Source organism: Periweissella cryptocerci, from assembly GCF_004358325.1.
In the GTDB taxonomy this organism is placed as follows: Bacteria; Bacillota; Bacilli; order Lactobacillales; family Lactobacillaceae; genus Periweissella; species Periweissella cryptocerci.
In genome coordinates this window covers 268,886-290,153 of record NZ_CP037940.1, presented here as the reverse complement: position 1 = coordinate 290,153, position 21,268 = coordinate 268,886, and the positions used below count along the sequence as shown (strand labels likewise).

General features: G+C 41.5%; 16 protein-coding genes. 11 read left to right on the top strand and 5 right to left on the bottom strand.

Annotated elements, in window-relative coordinates:
* Positions 1-214: 214 nt before the first annotated feature.
* The gene (gene tkt, locus EQG49_RS01330; RefSeq protein WP_133362271.1) at positions 215-2,197 is read right to left on the bottom strand and encodes a transketolase; all 1,983 of its coding nucleotides are present in this window, start codon (positions 2,195-2,197) and stop codon (positions 215-217) included.
* A 414-nt stretch (positions 2,198-2,611) separates the two neighbouring features.
* Between tkt and EQG49_RS01325 the strand changes: the two genes are divergently transcribed.
* The 3 genes from EQG49_RS01325 (at position 2,612) to EQG49_RS01315 (ending at position 6,210) form a co-directional block, all read left to right on the top strand.
* Positions 2,612-3,316: a CAP domain-containing protein gene (locus EQG49_RS01325; RefSeq protein ID WP_133362270.1), complete on the top strand. Its 705-nt coding sequence runs from the start codon at positions 2,612-2,614 to the stop codon at positions 3,314-3,316.
* Between the two features lie 339 nt (positions 3,317-3,655).
* On the top strand, positions 3,656-5,428 hold the full coding sequence (locus tag EQG49_RS01320; protein ID WP_133362269.1) for an Ig-like domain-containing protein: 1,773 nt from the start codon (positions 3,656-3,658) through the stop codon (positions 5,426-5,428).
* A 311-nt stretch (positions 5,429-5,739) separates the two neighbouring features.
* Positions 5,740-6,210, top strand: a complete 471-nt coding sequence (locus EQG49_RS01315) for a hypothetical protein (protein WP_133362268.1) — start codon at positions 5,740-5,742, stop codon at positions 6,208-6,210.
* A 112-nt stretch (positions 6,211-6,322) separates the two neighbouring features.
* Here the strand turns inward: EQG49_RS01315 and EQG49_RS01310 are convergent, their stop codons facing one another.
* Positions 6,323-7,315 (bottom strand): phosphatase PAP2 family protein, encoded by a 993-nt coding sequence (locus EQG49_RS01310; protein WP_165964709.1) that lies wholly within the window; start codon positions 7,313-7,315, stop codon positions 6,323-6,325.
* Positions 7,316-7,588: 273 nt separating this feature from the next.
* On the opposite strand from EQG49_RS01310, the gene EQG49_RS13570 reads away from it, so the two are divergent.
* Entirely contained in the window at positions 7,589-7,765 is a 177-nt protein-coding gene (locus EQG49_RS13570) for a hypothetical protein (RefSeq protein ID WP_165964708.1), read from the top strand.
* 133 nt (positions 7,766-7,898) lie between these two features.
* Here EQG49_RS13570 and EQG49_RS01305 read toward each other — a convergent pair whose 3' ends face one another.
* Entirely contained in the window at positions 7,899-9,356 is a 1,458-nt protein-coding gene (locus EQG49_RS01305; protein WP_133362266.1) for a PTS transporter subunit EIIC, read from the bottom strand.
* A gap of 86 nt (positions 9,357-9,442) precedes the next feature.
* On the bottom strand, positions 9,443-9,937 hold the full coding sequence (locus tag EQG49_RS01300; RefSeq protein WP_133362265.1) for a PTS sugar transporter subunit IIA: 495 nt from the start codon (positions 9,935-9,937) through the stop codon (positions 9,443-9,445).
* Between the two features lie 218 nt (positions 9,938-10,155).
* Between EQG49_RS01300 and treR the strand changes: the two genes are divergently transcribed.
* From treR to EQG49_RS01265, 7 genes are all read left to right on the top strand, one after another.
* Positions 10,156-10,869 carry a trehalose operon repressor gene (gene treR / locus EQG49_RS01295; RefSeq protein WP_133362264.1) on the top strand — a complete coding sequence of 238 codons (714 nt, stop codon included), beginning with the start codon at positions 10,156-10,158 and terminating at the stop codon, positions 10,867-10,869.
* A 57-nt stretch (positions 10,870-10,926) separates the two neighbouring features.
* Positions 10,927-12,582 (top strand): alpha,alpha-phosphotrehalase, encoded by a 1,656-nt coding sequence (gene treC / locus EQG49_RS01290; RefSeq protein WP_133362263.1) that lies wholly within the window; start codon positions 10,927-10,929, stop codon positions 12,580-12,582.
* Between the two features lie 379 nt (positions 12,583-12,961).
* A complete protein-coding gene (locus EQG49_RS01285) occupies positions 12,962-13,492 on the top strand; it encodes a hypothetical protein (protein WP_133362262.1) in 531 nt (176 codons plus the stop codon).
* A gap of 436 nt (positions 13,493-13,928) precedes the next feature.
* Complete coding sequence (locus EQG49_RS01280) at positions 13,929-14,879, top strand: glycosyltransferase (protein WP_133362261.1); 951 nt, start codon at positions 13,929-13,931, stop codon at positions 14,877-14,879.
* Between the two features lie 308 nt (positions 14,880-15,187).
* The gene (gene coaBC / locus EQG49_RS01275; RefSeq protein WP_133362260.1) at positions 15,188-16,399 is read left to right on the top strand and encodes a bifunctional phosphopantothenoylcysteine decarboxylase/phosphopantothenate--cysteine ligase CoaBC; all 1,212 of its coding nucleotides are present in this window, start codon (positions 15,188-15,190) and stop codon (positions 16,397-16,399) included.
* Positions 16,400-16,424: 25 nt separating this feature from the next.
* On the top strand, positions 16,425-17,048 hold the full coding sequence (locus EQG49_RS01270; protein ID WP_243115721.1) for an ECF transporter S component: 624 nt from the start codon (positions 16,425-16,427) through the stop codon (positions 17,046-17,048).
* A gap of 632 nt (positions 17,049-17,680) precedes the next feature.
* A complete protein-coding gene (locus EQG49_RS01265) occupies positions 17,681-17,986 on the top strand; it encodes a helix-turn-helix domain-containing protein (RefSeq protein WP_165964707.1) in 306 nt (101 codons plus the stop codon).
* 318 nt (positions 17,987-18,304) lie between these two features.
* Here EQG49_RS01265 and EQG49_RS01260 read toward each other — a convergent pair whose 3' ends face one another.
* A complete protein-coding gene (locus tag EQG49_RS01260) occupies positions 18,305-21,037 on the bottom strand; it encodes a leucine-rich repeat protein (RefSeq protein ID WP_133362258.1) in 2,733 nt (910 codons plus the stop codon).
* Between the last annotated feature and the right edge of the window lie 231 nt (positions 21,038-21,268).

The following is a 21,268-nucleotide window of genomic DNA, read 5'->3' as shown; positions in this document are numbered from 1 at the left end:
GCAAACTAACGAAGAGGCTGGAACCAGGCTTGTCTTCCATCACGGTGTCCAGACTGGTTCCAGCCTCGTAGTGGAAATTAAATGTTCAAAAATAAAAATAAGCGGAATGTTTCTCGTATATTATTAGTGTACGTAACTTGTGAACGCAAAAAAGGCAGTTAACATGGGTTAATTGCCTTGGAGGTATAGCATTAATTGTTCAATAATTAGCGTTTTAGCTTAATTTCAAATATTGGGCAACCACGTTTTCAGCGGTAATACCGTACTTGATCATCAATTCAGCGTCAGTCCCAGACGTACCAAATTGATCAATACCAACAATCGCACCATCGAGGCCAACGTAGCGTTCCCAGCCAAGTGTGCTACCAGCTTCAACCGCAATGCGGCGACGTGTGTTTGGAGGTAGAACGCTAGCTTGATACGCAGTATCTTGAGCTACAAAGAGTTCAAATGATGGCATTGAAACGACAGCAACATTATGGCCAGCTGCACGTAATTGTTCAGCGGCAGCTAATGCCACTTGAACTTCAGAACCAGTGCCGATGATAATGCCTTCGGGTTTGTCGTTGGCAGCTGGTGATAGGGTGTACGCGCCACGGCGGACACCGGTGGTAGTGGTATTTGCCAGCGTTGGTACAACTTGACGGGGTTCACTGATAATTGTGGGCGTACTTGAACTTTCGAGCGCAATTTGCCAAGCGGCGACCGCTTCAGTGGCGTCAGCAGGACGAATTACGGTTAAATTCGGTACGTTCCGAAATTGCATCAATTGTTCGATAGCTTGGTGAGTGGCGCCATCTTGGCCTGCACCAATTGAGTCATGACTCAATAAGTAAATTAAAGGTAGTTGTTGCAATGCCGCTAAACGAATACTGTTTTTGGCGTAATCAGCAAAAGCGAGGAATGTTGAACCGAAAACATGCGAACCGCCATGTAAGGCAATACCGCTCATGATTGTGCTCATTGCAAATTCACGAACACCAAAAGCAAGATTACGGGCAGCTCGATTATCTGCTTCAAACAAGCCACTGTCACTAACTCGTGCGTAGGTAGAACCAGCTAAATCAGCTGAGCCACCCCACAAATCAGGTATACGCTTGGAAATTGCGTCGATAACATCGCCATTAACGGCCAGGATGCTTTGGTCGGAACCAACGGTGTAGGTTGGCAAAATATCTGTCACATCAGCCAATTCATGGTTGAAACTCATATTCAAGGCTTCAAATTTGGCTGGGGCTTTGTCAGCAAATGCTTCGTAGTCACTAACCCATTGGTCATAGGCTGCAATACCACGATCATAAACGTGAGTTATAAAACGGGTTGCGACTGCCGCTGGTACAGTCCAAGCTGGGTAATCCCAGTCCAAATTTGCGGCTAATATTTGCAGGCCTTCATCGGAGACTGGGGTGCCGTGGGCTTGTTTTTGTCCAGCGTCAGGTGAACCAAAGCCAATGGTTGTATTAACTTCAATTAATGTGGGTTTATCGGTGGTTTTTGCAAATGTGATGGCCGCATCAATCGCTTCCAAATCATTACCATCGGCAACCATCAAGGTATCCCAACCATAAGCGCGGAAACGTGTTTGGGCATCGGTGATGGTTTCTCGACTAATTGCACCATCAATATCAATGTTATTTGAATCATATAGCAAAATTAACTTGGATAAGGCTTGTTTACCAGCAAAATCAGCTGCTTCGTGAGAGATGCCTTCCATTAATTCACCGTCTGATACAAGTGCGTAGGTATAATGATCCATTACTGTGACATCAGCCAAGTTAAATTGAGCAGCTAAGTGTGTTTCAGCGGCAGCCATCCCAGCGCTCATACCGATACCTTGTCCAAGCGGTCCGGTCGTGGCTTCGATTCCAGGCACGGAACCAACAACTTCTGGGTGACCAGTGGTAATCGAATCTGTTGTCCGAAAAGCTTGTAAATCAGCCATCGTTAATGCAAAACCACTTAAATAGAGCAAAGGAAAATATAGTGGGGTAGCATGACCGGCTGATAGCACGAATCGATCGCGATTAATCCATCGTGGTTTATCAGGATTTACGTTTAAGTGGCGCGTCCACAAAACATATAGCATTGGTGCAGCACCTAGTGAAATGCCAGGATGACCACTATGCGCTTTGTTAGTCATTTGTGCGGCAAGCATCCGCAAAGTCTTGACACTTAATTCGTCAGTTTGATCAAACATAATGTTCCTCCTCATATTCCGTAAAAAACTGCATGAATGAGGATGCCCGAACGGCTCCTCATATTCCGTAAAAACTGCATGAATGAGGATGCTTAAGTGGCTCCTCAGTTTCTGCAAACATTTTAAAATTGTTTAGTTGTCACTGTCGTTATTATACAACGTATTGGTGATTTGGTTTGTTAATGGTACACAATTGAATTTAGAAACTAAGCGCTACCAACTGGATAATCGGTTAGTTGGTAAGGTCTAAGTCGTCATCTAAAAAATATTCATATCTTTATTTAACAATTATAGGGATACCTGAAGTTGGATAGTGGTGACAAAAAATGGCATCGAGTTATCGGAATATACAATCCAGACACGGTGCAACTGCATAAAAACTTCAAGTGTAAGAATTACGAGGTTGTAAAAATAATGAAAACACGAATTGGATTGCTGGTGGGACTACTGCTAGCACTGGTCGTTGGGTTATTGGTGATCGATATAGATACGCAAGCCCAATCGAAAAATACCATACCACAGCAAGCAGCGGTTGGGCGCACTATGCCGAGTGAAAAAGCCGTGCAACGAGCAGTTTTGCGGTATACGAATAAATTTCGCCAGTTGAATGGCTATAAGCTACTTAAGCAAAATACGCAATTAAACCAATTTGCTAAACACAAAGTACAACAACAGGCGCAGCAAGGGTACTTAAGTCATGGCAATGTCAGTGCGGAACTCGTACAGCGTAATTTTTATCTGAACGGTGAGAACTTGGCATGTATCCGGGGGCTGGATTGGCGTGATTATACAGCAGATCAACTAGGTAAAAAATTAGTTGAATTATATTTAAAGGATGTCGGGCACCGTGAAAATATGACCAATCCCCATTTTAAACTGATCGGAATTGGGGTGCAGTTGACAGCTAGTGGACAAGTCTGGAACGTCCAGAACTTTGGGACAAAAGGTAACCCGCAAAAACAAGTTGATAAGTGGTTTGACACGCTCCCGTATAAAAAAGCGATGAAAAAATATCGCAAATTGCAAAAAAAGCTGCGCGAAGGTCGAAATTGGAACAAGAAGCGGCCGATTCCATCCCGCATTGAGTTTGATGGTAAGCGGCATACGTATCAACGTTAATGGAATAAAATAGCAGATTATTAGATAATCGGTGTGGCTATGAAAGAAAATTCGATGAGTAAGCATTGACTTATGATTAGATGATGAACAGTGAATGTTTTTTGCGCCGACGCTGAGATGTTTTCACTAGCAGTGCAAGCCTGGCAAGCGATTACCGACCATATGGTTTGATTTGAAGGACTGATAGAGTTAACCATTCGCCATGTAAAACGCACGGCGCCGAATTATTTTAGCCGAATAGTCTTTTAAACTTCAAAGCCTGTATCACAGTTTCTTCGTACGCGTTTGGGATAATTAATCCACTAGGAAAATACAAACGCGTTGGAACGGAGAAGACAGATGGAAAAAAAGAAAATTATTGCAGTCGGAATGACGGCGACCATGCTGTTCTCAACGGCAAGTGTCCCGGGTAATGTGTTAGCTGCGAGTCATGCTGAGTCTAAAATGGAAATTAACACGATGATGCAGGTCAAGCAGTCAAAAACGAACCTAGCAGTTTCAAGTACATTTGCTGAGTTAATTCCGGATGTTCAATTACAACAGGCAATTATCGAGTATGCAACAACCGATGAAGGATACCTAACGGACAGCCAAAAACAAAGTTTAATTAGCGGTGATAAGGCTCAAGCTCAAGCTGTATTAGCGACAATTACGCGGTTGAACTTAATGAATTGTGGCTTGGATTTTATGACAATTGCCGGCATTAATCAGTTACGTAATCTACAATTTTTGAATTTACAAGGAAATACACTTGCTTCGATTGGTGCGCAAACGTTTGTGGGGATGAATCACTTACAATTTTTATACCTAGATAATATCGGTTTAATTACGCTTAATCAGGATGCTTTCGGTAAATTACCACAATTGAAAACATTAGGATTAACGCAAAATGCGGCATTAATTAATTTCGATGCGTTATATACTTTGGATGAAACGGCCAATATTAATGGGGGCACGTTTGGTGGTGTAAATGTTTCGCTCTGGGAAGCCGCGATTAATAAAGTCGCTGGGATGGGAGATTTAGCACCACTGGTTGCGAGTGGTAGTAATTTAAGTAAAGCGATTCAATTTGCCCAGTTCAAGTATAAATTGCTTCAATTGGAAAACATGAAAATTGGTATGGTTGAAGTCCTGGAGTTAAAGCCCGTGTTGGGTGCATCAGTGGTCATCAAAAATACCATAAATGATTTAAAAGCCGCAGTAGAAGCTAATGATACGGCGTGGTTTACTCGTGCAGGTGCGCAACTTTATGCTGAAATCCACGCAGAAATTATGGCACTAGAAAACAGGCAAATCGGTCAACTTGGTGTCAATATTGTCCATTTTCCGGCAGTAGCTCAGGCTAAAGCTGCACTTGAAGCTACCAATACGAGTCCAGATTACCATCATTTGGCTGAGTGTGTAGTGCAACTTGAAACTGCAATCGCAGCATTTGTTAGTAACACACGGGCGCAAACTGCCGATGCAATTAAGAATGCGCAAAGTAAAAAAGAACATACCGCAGTCAAGGAGTTACTTGTAAAGGCGCAAATTGCACTGGCAGGGTATAACTACGACCAAATGATTAAGGTGACTAACAATCTGAATACAACCGTCAAGCAAATTACGAAAAGTGAGAAGTCGCCTGTTCAGCTCAAACAAGCTTATCATTTACACAAATACGTGACGGGTACGGCAGTAGTGGGTACTAAAATTGTCGTGAAAAAAGCAGGTAAAGTAGCACGCAGTACAGTTGGTGCGAGTGGAAAATTCAAAGTTAAGATGGGGAAGCTGAAAAACGGCCAACAAATCACGATAACTGCTGATACTCCTGACTCAGTAACAACGCTATACAAACTTGCATCAAAATCAATGACAGTTAAACAATCACCCAAACCAACCTTGAAACAGCTAAAAATCAAAGGTAAAAAAGTTACGGGGAAAACAACTACCGGCGCGACTGTGAAAGTTTACAAGGGGAAAAAGTTGGTGTCCAAGAAGGTCGTTAAAACCGGTAATATTAAATTTAAGGTGAAACAAAAATTCGCTAAGAAAACCAAACTAACTGTGAAAATTCAGAATGATGATGAACATGGTCTAGCAGTAAAGAAGTGGACGACACGGGTTCGATAATGCTGGAGCTCGAAAAGGTGTGGAATTTTGCATTCGGGCACACGATACCGTCCATGAAAGAGTCACCGAGCAGATTGCTTAGTGGAACTTAAAGCGGGGGATTCTTTGAGCTAGGTACGAGCTGAACAATTCACGAACCGCTTTACTGGTGGCTTTTACTGTCTCTATAAGAGAATTGCAAGCAAACCTAACACCACTTTTATCGTTTAGGACTATAATTAACGGGTAGACAAAGTAAGCTTGAAAAAGATAATTTGTGAAAACTACGAATTGTTCGCCTAACTCAGTTTATTGAATATGAGGTGATATCGATGAAAAAAACAATAAAAATTTTGACGGGGTTACTTGTAGCTATCCTAATGGTGATGGTATTTAGTTCAACGGCAAATGCAGCGAGTAACGTAGCACCCAAAGCAATGCGCGGAACGTGGTATGCGTATTGTCGGATGCCTAATGCAGGTACACACACTTATAAGATTGTAGTGGGTAAAAATAACATTAAAGAGTATTGCGCTCAAAATAGTTCATGGACGTTCAATAAAAGTGAGATACACACAATCAAATATGGTGCGGATGGTTTGTTTTACAAAACACAAAGTGCTGCCAATGTAGCAATTGCTAAGCCAAGTAGTATTGGCCGTGCGTACTACAAAGGAACACATAACGTAAATGGCAAGAAAAAGACGTACCTTTTCTGGGTAGGCTTGGATGGTTCTAGTGTGAATTACGCACGTACCAAGACCTTAGCTAAAGCATATCCCATGATTATGCCAATTATGTAAAGCAACACGAATCTAAAGGAAAAAGCACGCGTCATCTATGCAACTGCAAGATGATGTGTGCTTTTTTGAATTAGTTGATGGATTTTTAAACTACCAATTCACTTACGGATCATTAATTCTGTGGCAAAGTTTCATTATTTTCGATAAAATGTGCGCCAAGGAGGCGGCTACCAGCAAAGATAATTGTCACCACAATCGTCGAACTCACAATCGTGTCAGAGGCCCAGTGAGCGCCAATCCGAATGCGACTCAATGCGACGACGATTCCAAAAATAATTCCAAAGGCCGTCAGATATTTTTGTGATTTTAGATTTTGGCGATCGACGAAGAATGTTGCCCATAATACGAGCCAACCGGCCATCGTATGTCCAGATGGAAATGACTTATGGCCGTTAATGCCATTTAGATGATACCACGGTGTAAATTTTTCGGCGGGGTTATTATTGGAATATTCGTAAGGACGAAAGCGCCCCCAGATATCCTTCATTTTGTTGATTGCTAATTCGGCAGCTTCAACAACGAAGATACCAACGAGCGCTGCTTTTAGTAAATAATCAAATTGTGCGTCGTTTTTGTTGCGTAACCACAGATGAATTAGGTACGTAAAAATCACGAAAGATACAATTGCTGTTGTCCACTGTAGCGTGGCAGAAAACAAAGGGGCACCGGTACCGTCATTGTTCGCTAACCCAAGTGGTAGGTGGTGCCGATAGTTGTTAATCATTGAAGCCGTATAATATAGGTAATCCCGCCCCCAGACATTGAACATCTGATTGTATGCAAAGGCAAATGCCCCCAAGGCAACCGTGTATTTAACCCCAACATGCTTAAATTTGTGTAATGCGTAGAAACCGATAATTTCACTGGCAATAAATAAAATGATTAAATCACCAGCATCGCCATAGTTTTGAAAGAAATTTCCAAACCAGGAGTTTTGATTCATAACTGCCTCAGAAATTTGTTGATCAAAAAAAGTTGCAATCAATAATAGTATGAGCGCTACACCCCAGAAAATCTTGATGCCTTTTACTTCGCCACGCGTTACTTCATTGTCCATCTTCATGCTTCCTTTCAAACCAATTTCAACAAGTGCTTTGCTGTACATTAAGTGTAGCAAGACAATATCTGCAATTAACGTGTTTTGTGTATTGAGCTAGTGTTGTTTTAGTAAAGGTTTGCTTTGAATATTAATATGAGCATATGCCAAAACTAAAGTATTAATTAAATAGCGGGGTGCTTGAAAAGGAATTTCTGCACGTCGTTTTTTACTTTGTCTAGTGCCTAGGTTGTTTAGTGAAAATTTGCTAGAAGGAGTACCTTATTTAACTATTACGTGTTAAAATTAATGTAATGATGATAATTCGATAAGGAGGTATATATGGACGGAAAGAAGAAGTTTAGTGGAACGAATCGAGAACGGCTCGTTGATGAAATGGATACATGGCTAGATGCCAATGGATATTCATTATATGGGTCAAACTCAATTGTATCAAAGCAAATTACGGCTGGTAAATGGGAACTTACTGTATCTTGGCAAGGTACGGATAAGGCCTAAGTGGCAGCACACAAAAAATAAAAACGAGTGCGGAAGTTTGCTTCTGCGCTCGTTTTTATTTTTTATGTGTATTGTTTTACTGTCCCCCGTGAGAAAATCCAAAATAATTTGCGCTCCCCCCGAAGCGGATTAATTACTTAGTACCAGGTTTCTTGGCGCGTTCAACAGCTGTACCTTCTTGCATTTTGTCGTTGTAACCCCAGAGATAAGCGATTGTGAAACCGACAATCAATGAAGCTGCGCTGGCGATTAAAAAGCCGTAGAAACTACCGTCGATACCAACTTTTGGGTTGATGAATGAAGGGAAGCCGATTAGTGAACCGGTAAAGCCCCACATGTCGACATGGAGTAGGCCGGTGATAAAGCCACCGACTGCACTCCCAATTAATCCGGAAATGAAGACCCGTTTGAAGCGCAAGTTAACCCCGTAAATCGCTGGTTCCGTAACCCCACAGAAAGCTGAGATTGCAGCCCCCCATGACAGGGCTTTTAGGTTAGTTTTACGCGATTTGATGGCAACTGCTAAGACTGCGGCCCCTTGAGCAACCATTGTTTGACAGATAATCGCGTTTAGGTAACTGTGACCGGTTGTTGCAATATCATTGGCAACCAGTGGTACGACACCCCAGTGAAGGCCAAAGATAACCAGGATTTGATAGAGGCCACCGAGAATTAAGCCTCCAAACCAACTACTTGAAGTTAAAATCCATGAGATACCGGATGCTAAACCGTCTGCAAGCCAAGTAATGACAGGACCGGTTACTAATAATGTGATGGCACTAACAACTAGGATAACAACCAAGGGGGTAAAGATCATTGCCAAGTAGCTTGGCATCCAAGTTTTTACCCATGCTTGAAGTCGTTTAGCCATGTAGGCTGCTAGAATCATCGGGAAGATGGTATAGGTGTAGGTGACAAACGGAAAGTTGATACCGGCAAAGGTTACGATTTCAGCGCCTTTACCAGCGGCTGTCAGAATTGTAGGATAAGCAATTGCGCCCCCAATAACAGCAGTAATGATTGGATCGCCACCAAGTTTTTTGGCGGCCGAGTAACCAACAAGAATTGGTAGGAAGTAGAAGGCCGAGTCGCCAATTGCGTTAAGAATTAGGTAAAGATTACTCGTGTCAGATAACCAGTGGAAACCGGTAAACATGGCCAGGAGACCTTTTAGAATCCCTGAAGCGGCTAAGATACCAACAATTGGTGACAGGGAGCCTGTGATGACCCCGATAAAATTATCAAAGCCCGAGCGGATGAGTGCCCAACCATGGAGCTTGGGCTGATCGGCGGTATCCTTGATGGCGGCTGAGGTAGCAGCATCGTCGCCAAAGTCGGGACCAAGTTGAGCAATGACAGCGTCGTAAACGTCTGTGACAGCATTACCGATAACAACTTGGTATTGGCCTTGCGCTTCACGCACATCAATGACACCATCAAGATTTTTAATCGATTCGGTTTGTGCTTTTGTGATGTCTTTGAGATAGAAGCGTAGGCGAGTGATACAGTGAATTAAACTATCGATATTTCCTTTACCACCGACATCGCTAATGATATTTGTTGCCAGTGATGAATAATCAGTTGTAGGCATGTTGATTTCCTCCTCTTAATTCCAATGCACTTGAAGCTATCTGGTCACGTAAATTTTACGCTTGAATGATGGCTTCTAAATGAGTGCTACTTAGCTGCGACCGTGCCAATTGGAGCTCCATTTGTCGTCAAACCCAAAGTGACGTTTAAGTTATCAAGTTTATCTGCAGTATTGGTAATAATAATCATAATAGTATCTTCTAGTTTTGCATTGATGATGGCATCACGATCCATATTCGCAAGCGGGGCACCACCAGCGACGATATCGCCAACTTTAACATCTAAGTTAAATGGGGTACCGTTCATTTCAACCGTATCAATTCCCATGTGCACCAAGACTTCTAAACCGTTGCTCATTGTGAGACCGACGGCATGCTTAGTTTCAGCAACCATGGTAACTTTTCCAGCAACCGGGCTTGAAACGGCATCGCTAGTTGGTTGAATTGCGAAACCTTTACCCATGACTTCTTGGGCGAAAACTGGATCGCTCACGTCGGCGAGGTTAATGATGGTACCATCGGTAGGTGCGTATAGTGTGTTATCGAGTTCTGGTTCCGATTGCTTCTTGAACATTTTGAACATAATTTAGTTCCCCCTTATCTAATCAAGTAAGCGCTTTCATCTTGTTTCTAAACTAATTGTATAACTTGTCTAGTCAAGTGTCAATTATAAAAATTAATAAATATCATTGGTGTTTTGATGGCGCTTACATGTATAATGAAGGTACGAACTAGATTACGTTGTGGATAGTTAAGCGCGAAACACAACTTGTCTATATATGTTTAGGGAAGGTGAGAATTATGTTGAATAAGCATGAAATAATTTACCGTGATTTAACACAAAAGATTGTCCACGGAATTTATCAAAAGGGAGACTTAATTCCCAGCGAAAATGAATTGTGTGAATTATATGGTGGTTCACGTGAAACCATTCGTAAAGCGGTTAAAGATTTAAATGAAAATGGCTTTGTTCAAACAATTCGGGGGAAGGGTTCAATTGTGTTGGACTTGGAACGCTTTGTATTTCCAGTTTCGGGACTAACTAGCTATAAGGAGTTGGACGCGTCATTGCACATGCACAGCGCCACGCGAGTAATTGGGATTAGTGATACGTTAGTGCCAGCGGCCAAGTTTGAATTTGCAACTGAGCTTGATTTAGCAGCAACTTATATTGAGCGTGTCCGGGTAGTCCATGATGAACCAATTGTAGTAGATCGTGACTATCTGCTTAAAGATGTCGTAACTGCGGTACCACTTGCAGCAGCGCAAAATTCATTGTATGAATATGTGGAGCACGATTTAGGGTTGGAAGTTTCATATGCCCGTAAAATCATCACGGTCGAACAACCTGATACCGAAGTCCAAGATCTGTTGGAACTTACTGGTAATGAACCAGTGGTAATTGTTCGTTCCGAAGTACACCTGAATGATACGACCTTGTTTCAATTCACGGAATCACTGCACCGGATTGATAAGTTTAAGTTCACGGATTTTGCTCGGCGCCATGTTCAATAATTGAGAAGCACTGATTTGGTCGATGGATGCATGCAAGAATTAAGAGGAGGATAAGAGATGGATTTTCATGACAAAGTAATTTATCAGATTTACCCAAAAAGTTTTTACGATAGTAACGATGATGGTATCGGTGATTTACGTGGGATTATCGCAAAAATTCCCTATCTCGCAAAACTCAATATTGATATGATTTGGTTTAATCCATTCTTCGTGTCCCCCCAAAATGACAACGGCTATGATATTGCCGATTATTATGCAATTGATCCACGGTTTGGCACGATGGCCGACTTTGATGAATTAGTTGCTAAATTAAAAGAGCATGACATCGAAGTCATGCTTGATATGGTTTTCAATCATACGTCAACGGCGCATGAGTGGTTTCAAAAAGCTTTGGCAGGGGATGTAAAATATCAGGACTATTATATTTTACGTGAAACACAGGAGGATGGTAGTTTACCCACGAATTGGGAATCTAAGTTTGGTGGTTCCGCGTGGGCACCATTTGGGAAAACTGGTAAATACTACCTGCACTTGTATGATGTGACCCAAGCTGATTTGAATTGGCACAATCCAGCGGTACGGCAAGCAGTTTATGATGTTTTGAATTTTTGGCGGGCAAAAGGCGTCCACGGCTTCCGGTTTGATGTTATCAATGTGATTGGTAAGGACACACAGTTAGTTGACGCACCAGTTGGGGTTGCAAGCAAAACGTTATATACTGACAAACCAATCGTACAAGATTATCTGCAAGAAATGAACGCTGCCACATTTGGTCAGGATGCTGAATCAATAACTGTTGGGGAAATGTCGTCGACTTCAATTGCGAATAGTGTCGCTTACACGCAACCAGAAAATCATGAACTAGGAATGGTGTTCACGTTCCACCACTTAAAGACCGATTATCGCAATGGTGAAAAATGGAGCAAGATGCCGTTTGATTTTAAAATGTTGAAAAAAACGTTAAATGATTGGCAAGTTGGCATGAATGATGGTCACGGCTGGAATGCCTTATTCTGGAATAACCACGACCAACCCCGGGCACTAAATCGGTTCGGTGATCCGGTTAAATATCGTGAAAAATCGGCAGAAATGCTCGCAACAGTGATGCATTTATTGCGCGGGACACCATACATTTACATGGGTGAAGAAATCGGAATGACTGATCCTGAATATCAATCAATGGCGGAATATGTTGATATCGAATCGCTGAATGCGTATCAAGAATTGCTAACAGCAGGGAATACGCCAGCCAAAGCGTTTGAAATCGTGCAAACTAAATCGCGCGATAATTCACGAACGCCAATGCAATGGGACGCCTCAAAATATGCTGGCTTTTCAAATGTGAAACCATGGTTGACGTCAACCAATCAAGTAGCGATTAATGTCGAAGCAGAACTAGCGCATGGTGAGGTATTTAACTACTATCAAAAATTAATTGCATTACGCAAAAACTTGCCAATAGTGGCTGAAGGCGATTATCAATCCTTACTGATGGAACATGAAACAATCTTTGCTTTTGAGCGTAATCTAGATAATAAAAAATTAGTTGTATTAACCAATTTCTATGGTGAACCGGCAAAAGTGACTTTACCAAGCAATTTAGATGTCATCCATGCAACTGTTCTTTTAGGAAATTATCAGGATACGCCAAGGCTGACGACTGAGTTAAACTTGCGCCCATATGAAGCGGTGGCATATTTAATCGAGTTATAAATAGTAGTATGGAAAAACACTGACAATAGAGCCTCAGTAATTCGATGATTGAAAGTACAGAAACGACAATCCCACGCTAGAAAAATATAGTGATTGAAAGTACGGAGTTATTTCTGTGCTTTTTTCTTTGTACACTTCGTTGGTCTTTTGGAGTAATTGATGATTATTGATGGAGCTAGGACTGGATTGTTCACTGAAGTGTTGCAATCAGAAACGCACCAGTTCAAAGTGTGAAAAAGATTAAAAAATTAGATTGACATTAGTTATTTGACAAAGTATATTCATAAGTGAAATATTTAACAAGCTAACCGGATGGATTAGGGGAAAATGTTTCATAAGCATTGAGGTGTTAATCACAATATTAGGGAGAGTATGAGACATGAAGGCAAAGGTTAAGCAAATTTCTAAAGCACTAGCGGTGGTTACATTGGTTGCTAGTTTCGGAACGGCAGTTGCACCAGCAGTTGTAGGTAGTGCAAGTTCAAAAGTTGTTAAGGTGATGCCAGCAGCTTATCGTCACACTTGGTATGCAGTGGGGACAGAAAAGGGATCAGGCTACCAATTTGGTTTAAAAGCCAAGCTTAAGCTAACTAAAACTAACTACAGCATGAAAATGGATACCTTATATGAGGGGGTTACTCTGAATAGCTATCACGAAGGATATAAGAAATATAGCGCGCATAAAACCGCTAGTGGTGCTTACAAGCTGACCATGTACAAAAAGTCTAGCGGTGTTTGGAAGCCAGATGCAACCGACACGTTGAAAATTGTTACCAAGAAATTTTCTGGCAAGAAGTACACCGTTTTGAAAGAGGGTACTGGCAGTGATTCATTGTATTTCTTTAAAAGTGTCAGCCAAGCTAAAAGCTCAAAATACAATGTTGCAAAAGCGATGGGATTAGACGAATAGATTTGGTGTAGGGACAACCGTGTTGTGCCAGCCCGGGTTTTATCAGCGGATGTGTCGCTGTCGTGGCTGCAAGACGAGAATGCTAATGAGTTCTAGAAAAATAAATAGTGTAACTGTACGCCGTTCATGTCAATGCTGATATGGACGGTGTTTTTTAATCTGAGGGGACTACTGCATAAATAATAAAAAGTATTAGTAATTTCTAAAAAAGGTGCTAGAATACAGCTTAACCAAATAATATTCATTGATTTGCGTTACTTTTTAAACCGGTATTAAGAAATATCCTCAATTTGCCTGTTTCAAGGCGGTTAAACAAAAATCGCCGAAGCATCCTTATTGCGCAATACAAAAGAAGCCACCTGGATATCCTTATTGCATAAAGTAGAAGGAATCACCTTGGTATTCTTTTTCACGAAGTAAAAGGAGTGTTAAAGTTATGCGGAAATATATTATTCACCAAGATAGTCATAAAGTGATGTCGAGCGGAAAAGTCCGTGAAGACATGGTATTAATTGCTGCGCGACTTGGTTATGAAAAACTCGAGGAAGACGTGGCTCTAGAAACGAATGCTGATGAAAATGACATCATTCTCTTTGCATATCCAAGTCGTAAAGGTTCAGAGAAAGCTGATCAAAAACTAATTAAGCATTTTAAGAAAAATGGCGCGCGAATTATTATCGTGACGCTAAACGTTGACTATTTACGCTATGAAGATGTTGATTCCCAGTTAGTTGTAGATACATTTAATAATGTCGACGTTATCATTACTTTATCACGTAAAATGCAGATGCGATTAGCTGAAGATGGGGTGCTGACACCAATGATTTTATTGGAACTGCATGATTATCTTGCAACCGGTGCGGCGCGGCGGCCATTATTTGAAAAACACTTAATTTTTGCCGGGAGCCCCTATAAAGCTGAATATCTACAGAATTGGGCGAATACGACGCCGGTGGATGTCTTTGCACGTCCAGAAGCGATAAATGATGAAGAATTACTTGCCAACAACGTGACTTATGTCGGTTATTTACACCCAGATCACATTGCCAAAGTTCTTAATTATGGTTTTGGCTTGGCGTTTGACGAAGATTCAGCGACTGGAAATTTTGCTGAATACCAGACGATGAACCTCAGTCACAAAGTGAGCATGTTTTTAGCTGCTGGGATTCCGCTGATTCTGAATGCGAAGGCTGCTAGTGCGCCGATGATTGAAGCCGCACATGCCGGCGTGTTAATTGGTAGCTTGGATGAGATTGACGATGTGATGTATAACATGACTGAGCAAGACTATGTACATTATAGTAATGGCGCCAGCCGATTAAGCGCGCTTGTCCGTCACGGGTTCTTCTATCGCAAAGCAATTGTCGAAGCCGAACAAATTTTGTAATATCAATGTTGGTAAAACACCGCTGAAACCTCGTGAGAAGGTATCGGCGGTGTTTTTTGAAATTAACTAACCAATTGTAAACCAAAAGAAAAAATGAGATAATTCTAATGGATGATGTTAGCGTAATTAAGCAACTATGAGGCAAGGGATTTACTTAACCGCAAGCGAAATAATATACTTACAGTTAATCAGTTCAACTAATCAACAAATATGGTAAAAAAGTCTTTTACAATATTTATGCATGTAGTATACTGATTACAAACAACTCATGTGATTAAATTCACATGAGTTGAAATGGGGAGGTAGTAATGCTAAAAAACAAAAAAATTATTGTCTTTGTAACTGGTGGTATTGCAGCCTATAAAGCCGTGACGCTCGTTCGATTATTGGTGAAACAAGGGGCGCAAGTGCGGGTGGTGATGACACAAAGTGCGACCGAGTTTATAACACCGCTGACATTTGCGACGGTCACTAAGCATCAGGTACTAACAGATTTGTTTGCTACAGATATTCAAGGAACTGTGCCACATATCGAATGGGCGGATTGGGCAGATTTAGCGGTTGTTGTACCAGCCACCGCAAATATCATCGCCAAAATAGCTAATGGCTTGGCTGATGATGTTGTCAGTACGACAATCCTGGCGACTGCCGCCCCTAAATACGTAATTCCGGCGATGAATAATCATATGTGGGATAATCCGGCGACACAGCGGAATTTGGCTTTATTAGTAGCTGACGGCGTTCATGTACTCGAACCAGCAGTTGGCTTGCTCGCAGAAGGCTATAGCGGTAAAGGACGAATGCCGGAACCAGATGCAATTGTTGCATGGTTGAATGCAGCAACTGGAATGGCTCAAGCTGACCAGCCATTAACTGGCAAACACGTGTTAATTACGGCCGGTGGAACACGGGAATACTTAGATCCCGTGCGCTATCTCGGCAATGAATCATCAGGGAAAATGGGTGTGGCACTGGCGACCGTTGCGCGTGATTTAGGGGCACAAGTAACGTTAATCAAAACTGCTAGCGTCCATGAAACAATGCCAACTGATATTAAGATTTTGACGGCAGTGACGACGGCTGAATTAGCGCAAGTAGTTAAACAGGAATTTGTAACGAGTGATGTGGTTATAATGGCAGCAGCCGTGGCCGATTATCGACCAGTAACTACCGCCACACAGAAGTTAAAAAAGACTGACGGGACAAATCATCTCACCGTGGATTTAGTTAAAAATGAAGATATTCTACAATATTTGGGTAGTTACAAGACACATCAAGTTGTGGTCGGTTTTGCGGCCGAAACTAATGATTTGTTAGCTAATGCGACAAATAAACTAGTGAAGAAACAGGTCGACATGCTTGTGGCGAATGATGTTAGTCAGGTAGGAATTGGATTTGGTAGCAATGAGAATGCGGTAACGCTGTTACAACCAGGGCGAGAACCAATTCAATTAGTTCAAGCAAGTAAAGAGCAAATTGCTCATGGAATTTTGACAAATATTGTGCCATTACTGAATTAGGAAAGAAAAAGAGGAGTATCCAGCAATGATTACAACACAACAAAATGTTTCAAAAGTGCGGACATTGACAGTGACGGCGTTATTTTTAGCCACCATCTTATTACAAACACAAGTACCGTTTCTTGGGTACATTCCCTTGGGTGCATTCATAATTGGGGTGGCACCGACCATCATTCAATTTACCGTTGCCATTGGAACGATTGTCTTAGGTACGAAGCAGGGAATTATTTTAGCTGGGTTCTTTGGCTTAATTTCATTCATCCGCGCGTGGACGAATCCCGTTTCAATTGGGGCGTTGATGTTTCAAAATCCATTAACGGCAATTGGTGCTCGGCTGATGATTGCGGTAGTGATTGGCGTTTTTGCCCGGAAGTTTATTATTGGGGAAACCGGGACAAAATTGGTGAGTCGCTTAGCAATTGCCGGGTTCTTGGCAGCCTTCACCAATACATTCTTCGTCGTGTTATCGACATGGCTTGGATTCAACGTTATGCATACAACTTTTGTTGGCATCCCCGACAGCAACTTGTTGCACTGGTTATTAATTTCAATCGTTGGGGTCAACGGAATCGCCGAAATGGTGGTTGGAATTTTCTATGTGCCCGCAATTGCTGCGCCGTTACTGGCATTCTTGAAGCACCATAAATAATTAACTAGTAGACGTAATTAATCACGATTTAAATATCATGACTAATTGCGTTTTTTTGTTGGAAATATAATTCCAGCCTACATGGGCGAAGCGAGAATAATTAACGGCTGTATTCCAGCTGACGTGGGATTGGCCACTGCGTGCCAGTAAATTACTTGGCGCACCACGCTGGAAGCACATGTTCAAGCCGAAGTGCGGTCTTGAACAACTCGGACAAGCTGGGAGTCTAAGGGATAAATCCCCAAGACTCCTCATCTTATCCTCAGCGGGAATATGTGCTACACACATATTCCCCCAGTTGCGGTGTAAAGGCTGCGCCCGCCAAGTGATTTGCTGTCACTCCGTTAGTTAGGAATAATGCTCAGACTAGCAAAAGACAGTTATCAACCACAGGCTGTAGTGGCATGAAAAAGCATTGATAATAGAACCTCAGTAATTGGATGATTAAAAAGTACAGAAACGACAATCCCATGCTAGGAAAAATATAGACCAATTAACGCTATGGAAAATCCAATTTGTAGTACAATTGACCTATGGAAATTAGTAGTTTATTAAAATAGATACAATGAAAGTCTGGGCAACTTGAATCGCCTGAGGATGTTGCATGTTATCTAGAAACTATGGGGAAGCAAATGAAAGTTATCAAGCAAAACAATGAAGTTGCGCACATACCAAAAACGGCACAACTATTTAGAAATCGAATCAAACAACTACGCAATGAACGTGGTATCACGATTCGGGAGTTAGCGGAAGCAACAGGAATTGAACGCTCCTTGATTTCTAATTATGAAAACTGGCTCCGTGATCCGAATAAATATGTTTACTACGTTTTGGCACAATATTTCAACGTCGAGCTGTGGTATATCGAAGGATTTGAACATAGCTCAATCCATTCAGTCGATGAACATTCTGAACAGATTGAATTGTACTTGGAGTAATATTTGACGGGGGTTACTATAATAAAATAATCCGTCTCCTGCTAACCGAAAAAACGGATCCTATTTCGTCTGACGTAAGATTGAATAAAATTGGCCACTGCGTGCCGGTAAATTAGTAATAATACTCAAACTAGCTAAAAACAGTTACCAACAATAGGCTGCGGTAGCATGGAAAAACATTGATAATAGACCCCATTAATTCGATGATTGAAGAGTACAGAAATAACAATCCCGCGTTAGAATAATATAATCGAAAAACGTACGTCATCCGCTTGAATGGGATGACGTACGTTTTTTGCTATTTTGTATAAATAATAATCATGATTGCCGACGCTTAATAAATGCGAACCAACCAAGAACGGTTGCGAGAATCATGAACCCAAAAGTAGTGAGTAGGTTACTGTTGGAATTTCCAGCTTTTGGTAGGGTTCCTGTTGCTTGGCCACCGTTAACACTTGTTGCATTGCTATTGGTACGGACGTTTCCATTGGCTGTATTACCAGCACTTGAATTACCACTAGCTGTCTTGCCACCAGAACTAGGTAACTTAGTTGGTTGCTTACCAGTGGTAGTACCAGGAGTTGTGCCATTAGTAGTTACAGGCTTTGGTGTAGGTTTGTTAGTAGTAGAACCTGGTAGTTTACCAGGAGTCAAATCAGTTCCGAGATTTGGTGTATCACCAGGTTTTACCGTATCATCTGGTGAAGTTGGAGTTGGCACTTGGGTACCATTATCAGGAGTCCCGTCGCCATTTTCGCCACCAGTTGAACTATCACCAGTATTCCCGTTAGTTGACTTAGCTGAATAAACAAATTTATAACTCCGACCGTTATTATCGCCAAATGTCAGTTGAGTTTTGGCGAGATCATCGTCACGTAACCATTCATAGTCAGTGATGTCTCGTGAAGCTGCAGCACTCATATTACTACCGTAGAGTTCAACAAAGTCGTAACCATCAATATTTTTTGGCGTCAAATCTAGTATCGCCGTCAGGTCACCGTCTTCAAACGTTTCAGTTCCAAGGTCGGCGCCGGTATCTTTATCAACTCGGTAAATGGTGAACGTTTTTGCGTTAGTTGGAATTGCTCGGTAGCGGTAAACGATTTCTTGTGGTCCGCCGGTTAAAGTACCAGTAACATTACCGGAAACATATTCGGGGGCACCGTACCCAGCAATCTCAGGGGCAGCAGGGGCTTCATATGGATCGGTGATTAAGCCCTCATATGTCCAAGGGGTGACACTCATATTAGTATTGTCAGTAATAATTTCTTGACCGTTTTGGTCGATATACTTGTGTGAAACCGTGCCACTAATCTTCCACGCGTCATTGCCGTGAAAGGCATTAATAGCATTGCCATTCATGTTATCAACAAATTTGTGGGCAGTTACAAGGGCGGCATCAACATTAGTTGGGCGCACGATACCGTCACTCTTTGTACGCTCGAATGCATTGTCAGCAATTTGTAAGCTGGGGTTAAGATCATCAACAGTGATATGGTTTAAATTAAGTGAACCATCGTAAGCTCCTTTTGAAAAAGCTAAAGAACCAATTGAAGCTAAACTCGGAAGGCTAGTTAAACTCACGGTTTCTAATGCACCACATGTATAAAACATATAAGTTGGGAGTGCTGTTAGTAAGGGCAAGTTGTCGAGAACAACTGTTTTTAAACTTGAGCAGTAACTAAATGCATAACTGTCAATAGATTGCAGATATTCTAGATTACTTAGGTTAAGATTTGTTAACTGGGTCTTACTGAATGCAGAGGAACCAATCGTAGTTAAAGCTGGTAAGCTATTAAAATCAAACGAGGCTAGTTTTGTGGAAAGAAAAGCTTGACTGCCAATTGTCTTTAATGAAGGCAAGGTACCAAAAGTAACACTTTGTAATTTAGAACAGTCACGGAAAGCTTCTGTATCAATAGTTACCAAGCTCGTTAGTGAACTAAAATCGAGGTGCGTAAGCGCGCCATCGTTTTCAAATGCGTAGGCACCAATGGTTTGCAGTTTCGTTAAGTTATCAAAATTAACTTCGGCAAGGGCTGTACAACTTCGAAATGCGGTTGGCATAATTGTAACTAAGTTTATTAAGGGGCTTAAGTCCAAGGACTTAAGTGCGGTACAGCCAGAAAAAGCAGTGTCGCCGATAGTGGTTAGCTGAGTTAAATTAGTAAAATCAATTGCGGTGAGGCTAGTATTTTCTTCAAACGCAGATTTCCCAATTGATTGTAGCTTAATTAATGGGCTCAAATCGAGATTTGTGAGTGCGTAGCTATATTGGAATGCATAAGTTCCAATTGAAGTTAAATTTGTTAAATTGCTAAAATTTATGTTTTGCATTGTTTTGTTACTGGCAAAAGCATGGTCGTCGATGGTTTCTAAGTTAGCTAACGGGCTCAAATCAAGGCTGCTAAGATTATTAGCGCCAAAAGCACTGGCACCGATGTTTTTTATATTCGGCAAATTGGTAAAATCAATAACTGTGATAGTTTTATATGAAAACGCAGAAGCACCAATAGCGGTGATATCGCTTAAATCGGCAGGAAATGATAACACTCCATCCCAATTTTTGTAGTCTCCGCTTAAAAAAGTATTACTGAAACCAGTAATAGTCGAACCATCAAAAGTAAAATCAGTGCGAGCAAATGTGTGGCTGACAGTGCCTCGTGGTGTTTTACTTTTGACAGGGGCACTTGCCAGTGTATCAGCGCTGGTAGTAATGGGATTTTGTTTGCTTGCCGCTGGTTTAGCAGGTTGTTCTGCAGGTTGTTGAACAGGTGTAACATCTGATATATCGGTAGTAGTACTTTCGGTTACTACCGGCGTAATATCGGCAGCCGGGAGCTCGTCTGGGGATGCCAAGGTAGGGACGGATTCATCTTCTACAGTAGTGCCATTTTCCGCAACTTCAGTTCGCTCAGCTGCCACTTCTTCTGCCAAGACAAGTGGGGCCGAACCAAGACCACTAACTAGCATAATCGTGGCGAGACTGGCGTAAATCCATTGTTTACCATGCTTATACATTTTGTAGTGTTGCTTATTTTCTTTTTCCATGTCGGACACTCCATTATTATTAGAATATTATCATTTACTAATTCTACGGCGTGAATATGAAAATAGTATGTGATTCAGCTGAAAAATTTAATATTTTAGATAGTAAAGCAATTGTTAAGGTGATAAACTGATTTACAACCATATTGGTCACGCTTACACATAAAAAGTGTGTAGATTTGTATTTGTTAGTAATTAGACGCAAAAAGGTCTAACAAAATATTATATCAATGA